Source organism: Gemmata algarum (assembly GCF_034097035.1).
GTDB lineage: Bacteria > Planctomycetota > Planctomycetia > Gemmatales > Gemmataceae > Gemmata > Gemmata algarum.
The window spans coordinates 1-4,942 of sequence record NZ_JAXBLV010000038.1 but is presented as its reverse complement, the minus strand read 5'-3'; the positions used below and the strand labels follow the sequence as shown (position 1 = coordinate 4,942).

The following is a 4,942-nucleotide window of genomic DNA, read 5'->3' as shown; positions in this document are numbered from 1 at the left end:
CTCTCGGCGCCACCCCCTTCCCTTTAGGGAAGGGGGCCGGGGGGTTAGGTGGCCTTTCCTTCTGTAACCTCCCGTTACAGCGCTGCCGGTCGGCTGTCGATGGGGCACCGACGAGACATTCGCTGCCGATCGACTGCCGGTTCGCTGGTCAGGTGCTGGGCGGGCGCTACCCACGAATCACGCCCTTCCAAGCTCCGCAAACGTGGTCGGAGACGAACGGTTGTGGTAGCGGTGGTGACCGGGTGTCGTGGTGTAACGCTTTAGTGGTGTGGCTCTTATGGCGATCGTGATCGGCGCGGGCCGCTTCGCTTCTCGGACGGCGGTCGCGCGCCAGAACCCTTTCGGTGTGGGAAAAAGCAAGGTTCGGACTGCCAGAATTGCCACACAGGAAAAAAGTGGTTGGGAAATGACCGGCATAACCATCGGTAGCGGTTCGGCAAACGGGAGGGTGGGATTCGCGCCTGCGGTGAATATCTGGCGGCTATCAGTCGGGAGCAAAAAACGTGTAACTTGTTCTCTTCGCACAAATTCCGTTCGGGCTCGGCCTGGGAGTTGCGGACGGTCCCGACAGCGGACGGCGCCGCACGTCGCGCAGCCTCCGAACCATCAATCCGAGCGCGCCGTCATGTGTGCCGAGTCACCGGGAGAGAGTACGACCGAGCCGGGTCCGCCGCTGCGGGTGCTGTGCGTGGACGACAACAGCGACGCCGCCGACACGACCGTCGAGCTGCTGTGCGCCGTCGGGTTCGAGGCGCGGGCCTGTTACAGCGGGCCGGCGGCCCTGGCGCTGGCGGAAACGTTCCACCCGGGGGTGTGCCTGCTGGACCTGAACATGCCGGGAATGGACGGTGACGAGCTGGCGCTCCGGCTGCGTCCGGACCCGGGCGCCGGGCCGGTGGTGCTGGTCGCGCTCACGGCGATGAACGACGACAACAGCCGGCGGCGCATCGCGGCGGCCGGGTTCGACCTGCACCTAGTGAAGCCGGTGGACCCGCACCAACTGGTCACCGTGGTGGACAAACTGTGGCACGCATGGGAGGCGCGGCAGAAGCCGGCGGCGGACGCCAAGGCGGTGCAGTAGCGGGCGGGGGCGGTTACCGGCGGGCGCGGGGCCGCTGATCGACCGACTCGCAGACGCGGCGGTACACGACCCGGCCGTCGGCCCCGAACCGGACCTCGAGTCGGGCCTCGTCGATCCGCCAGAACGCGGTGCGGTGCGCGTCGCGCTCGAAGTCGATGGGCACCTGGGAGAGGCTGTGGTGGTCGACGGTGAAGCGGCCCGGGTCGCTGCAATAGTCGCCCGGGGGCGCCCCGAGCATCGCGACGACTTCGGCCTCGGTCAGTCCCGGTACGACCCGCTCCATTTGCTCGACCCGCGGGGCGGCGGGGGCCGGGGCGCGAAAGGAAATCAGGACGGCTTCGAGCCCGATGACCAGCACGCCGACCACCGCGGCCGACCGCACCCGTGATGTGGGTTTCATCCGCTGTGCCCTCCGTGCCCGCCCGCGGTTCGGAAGCGGCTCCTGTGCCGCAACCAGAACACCGGGCCGACGGCGCTCCCGGCCAGCAGCGCGACGAGCGGCACGTTAGCGGCGGCGAGCAGAACCCCGGCGGGTGAGGCGTACCCCACCCACTGCTCCCGTCCCGGCGGCCCCACCAGGATTGCGGCCCCGATCGGCAGCGGCAGACCGTACACCCGGAGCGTGGGCGACGCCTGGTACTTCGCGAAGAACCCGCCCCACGCGCCGGCCGCGGCCCCGGCCAGCCAGAGCACCGCCAGGGCGGCCCACCAGCCGCCGGGGGCGCGCCGAGCCCGGAGCGCGCGCACGGCCGCGGTGTTGGCCCAGGCGAGGAGCACGAAGACGGCGGGGATCAGGACCAGTGCCATGTCGGTGCCCGGTGGCGGGTGGCCGCGCGGATCAGATCCGGCGGTCGGGGTCGGGGCCGCCGGAGTCGTTGAGGGTTACGCACACGCCGTCCCGGAAGCGCATCCGGGCCTCCACGTGGGCGGAGACGGTGTAGGCGTCGAGCAGGGAGAACCGCCCCTTCTCGACCCAGATCATCAGCTCCTCGTCGGCGGTGGGCTCCGGTACGCGGGTGGGCGGCCCCAGCGCCGCCGCGACTTCGGCCCGGGTGCGGCCGAGCGGGTCGCCGAGTTTGTCGAGCCCTGCTTGGAGTGCCCGCACCCGGCGGAACGCGAGCCAGTAGCGCGCCGACCAGTACCCGACCAGAGCGGCGACGATCGCGAGGGCGTACCACATGGGGGCGACTCCGGACGGACCGGGCGGCGCCCGGCACGCATCGACCAGTACCGCGCGGCGCCGGCGGACGCAAGAACGGGGTGCCGATTTTCGTCCGGCGGTCTCACGGGGCGGGCGTGTCGAGCGGGAGCCGGACGGTGAACGTGGTGCCGTGGCCGAGCCCGGCGCTGGTGGCGGCGGCGCTGCCCCCGTGCAGCTCGGCGATCGAGCGAACCAGCGCCAGCCCGAGCCCGAGCCCCTCGCGGCTGCGCTCGAGCGCCCCCTCGGCCTGGGCGAACGCCTGGAACACGCGCCGCAGGTCCGCCGCGGCGATGCCGATGCCGGTGTCGGCGACGGACAGGGACGCGGTGCCCTCATCGGCGCCAAGCGCGACGGTGACCCGGCCGCCCCGGTCGGTGAACTTCCCGGCGTTGGTGAGCAGGTTGCTGAGCACTTGGCGCAGCCGGACGGCGTCGCCCCGCACCCGCACCGGGGCCGCCGGGGTGCGGGCCTCGAGGGCGATCCCGTTCGCCTCCAGCGCCGCGCGGGCGTCCTCGGCCGCGGCCCGCACGAGCGGGGCGAGATCGAGCGGGGCCAGATCGACCCGCAGCTTCCCCTGGCCGGCGCGGCTGGCGTCGAGCAGGTCGTCCACGATGCGCCGCAGCGCCCCGGTCTGCCGCTCGATCATGTCGGCCGCCCGGGCGGCGACCGGGTTCCCCCCGGCGCTCATGCGGACGAGGTGGGCGGCGTTCTGGATCGGGGCGATCGGGTTCCGCAGCTCGTGGGCCACGGCGGCGAGGAACGCGTCGCGGCGCCGGGCCTCGGCTTCCAGTCCGGCCCCGCGCCGGGCGAGCGCGGCGAGCACCATCCCGCGGAGCGTGTGGGCGGCCTCCCGGTCGCACGCGCCCCACGGCTCGGACTTCTCGCGCTGCTCCTCGCGCCACAGCGCGAACGACCCGCGGGGCGAGAGCCGCGGGCCGTTCGGGCCGGTCACCACCCGCTTGTAGTGCGGGTCGCCGGCCCAGCGCACGGAGGCGATCAGCTCCGGGCGGAACCACAGCAGGTAGTCGCCGCCGCCCAGCGGCACGGCGAGGAGCCCGCTGGCGGTCGCCGGATCGGTGCCGGGCACGGCGGCGGGCAGCGCGTGCGTGTCATACTCGCCGCGGTTGCCGTCCCGGAGCCACTGCGCCACCCGGGCGGCCTGCTCCGCGCCCGGGGTGGCGCCGGCGAGCGTCACCCGCCCGCCGGACACGACGGCCGCGCCGGCGGCGCGCGTCAGCCCGATCAGGTCGTCGGGTTGCTCGGCCAGAACCGCGACCGGGTCGTCGCCGATCAGCGCCGCGGCCAGCCGGCCGAGCCGCTCCTGGGCCGCCGCCCGGCACCGGAGGTCCTCGGCGTCCTGCTTGGCGGACAGTTGGAGGGACACGAGCACCCCGAGCGACTCGCACGCGGCCCGCACCCGGTACGGCAGGAACAGGGGGGCGTAGTGGTGGCACGCGACCAGCCCCCACAGCCGCCCGTCCTTCAGGAGGGAGATCGTGAGCGTCCCGGCCACGTCCATGTTCTTGAGGTACTCGACGTGGATCGGGGACACGCTCCGCAGCACCGCGTGGCTCAGGTCCAGCGGGGCGCCGGTGCCCGGGTCCAGCTCCGGCACGAGTGCGGAGGAGGCGTAGGTGATGTCCGGGATGTGCCGCACGAGGTTCAGGTGGTACAGCCGCCGCGCCTGGGCGGGGATGTCCGACGCCGGGTAGTGCAGGCCCAGGAACGGCTCCAGGTCGTCGCGCTTGACCTCGGCGTACACCTCGCCGTTCCAGTCCGGGTCGAACCGGTAGACCATGACGCGGTCGTACCCGGTGAGCGCCCGCACCTCGCGCGCGACCACCTCGCAGAAGGGCTGAAGGTGAAGGCCGTTGCGCAGGTTCGCGAGGGTGAACCGCACGAGCCGGTCGGGGTCCGCGGTCGTGCCCCCGGCGGCGGGCTCGAGTTCCACGATAAGGCGGCCGGCGTGCCGGTGCGCGATGACATCGAACGCGCGCCCGCCGACGCTCACCGGGAGCGGGGCGAGGGGGCGCGGGTCGGGCGCCGCGAGCGCGGCGGTGAGATCGCGGCCCAGCACGTCGGCGAGCGGGCGCCCGAGCGGCAGCTCCGGCAGCCCGAGCAGCGCGGCACAGTTCGCGCTGGTCTGAACCACGACCCCGTCGGGTTCGGAAACGGCCAGCAGCGCCCCGTGCGGCTGGACCCGCCCGGGGATGTGGATCGGCTCGCTTTCGCAGGTGACCAGATCGACCGTGCTCGTGGCCGAGGACATGCGTTCTCCGTTGCGCAACGGCGCCAGTAGACAGGTCCACACTACTGTACGGGCCGTCCCGCGGGCGCGTGCGACTCGTGCGCGCTTTCGCCGGAATGCGCCCGTACAGCAGAAATCGCGCCCGGTGCGGAGACCTAACCCCCCGGCCCCCCTCCCTGAAGGGAGGGGAGGAAGGCAACCCACCCCCAGCCCCTCCCTGAAGGGAGGGGAGGAAAGACAACCCACCCCCAACCCCTCCCTGAAGGGAGGGGAGGAAGGCAACCCACCCCCAACCCCTCCCTGAAGGGAGGGGAGGAAAGACAACCTACCCCACAGCCCCCTCGCCGTGCTCGCCGGCCCGGTCAGCGGAGCTTCCGTGGGCCGGCGGGAAGGGAGGGGGTGGCGCCGAGAA

At 73.0% G+C, this 4,942-nt stretch carries 5 protein-coding genes; 1 reads left to right on the top strand and 4 read right to left on the bottom strand.

Annotated elements, in window-relative coordinates; genetic code table 11:
• The first annotated feature begins 625 nt into the window (after window positions 1-625).
• Window positions 626-1,081: a response regulator gene (locus R5W23_RS05705; protein WP_320685498.1), complete on the top strand. Its 456-nt coding sequence runs from the start codon at window positions 626-628 to the stop codon at window positions 1,079-1,081.
• A gap of 13 nt (window positions 1,082-1,094) precedes the next feature.
• Here R5W23_RS05705 and R5W23_RS05700 read toward each other — a convergent pair whose 3' ends face one another.
• The 4 genes from R5W23_RS05700 to R5W23_RS05685 form a co-directional block, all read right to left on the bottom strand.
• Entirely contained in the window at window positions 1,095-1,481 is a 387-nt protein-coding gene (locus R5W23_RS05700) for a hypothetical protein (RefSeq protein WP_320685497.1), read from the bottom strand.
• The gene (locus R5W23_RS05695) at window positions 1,478-1,888 is read right to left on the bottom strand and encodes a hypothetical protein (protein ID WP_010040528.1); all 411 of its coding nucleotides are present in this window, start codon (window positions 1,886-1,888) and stop codon (window positions 1,478-1,480) included. Before R5W23_RS05695 ends, R5W23_RS05700 begins: the two co-directional genes overlap by 4 nt.
• Window positions 1,889-1,919: 31 nt before the next feature.
• Window positions 1,920-2,261 carry a hypothetical protein gene (locus tag R5W23_RS05690; protein WP_320685496.1) on the bottom strand — a complete coding sequence of 114 codons (342 nt, stop codon included), beginning with the start codon at window positions 2,259-2,261 and terminating at the stop codon, window positions 1,920-1,922.
• A gap of 103 nt (window positions 2,262-2,364) precedes the next feature.
• Window positions 2,365-4,551: an ATP-binding protein gene (locus R5W23_RS05685; RefSeq protein ID WP_320685495.1), complete on the bottom strand. Its 2,187-nt coding sequence runs from the start codon at window positions 4,549-4,551 to the stop codon at window positions 2,365-2,367.
• Between the last annotated feature and the right edge of the window lie 391 nt (window positions 4,552-4,942).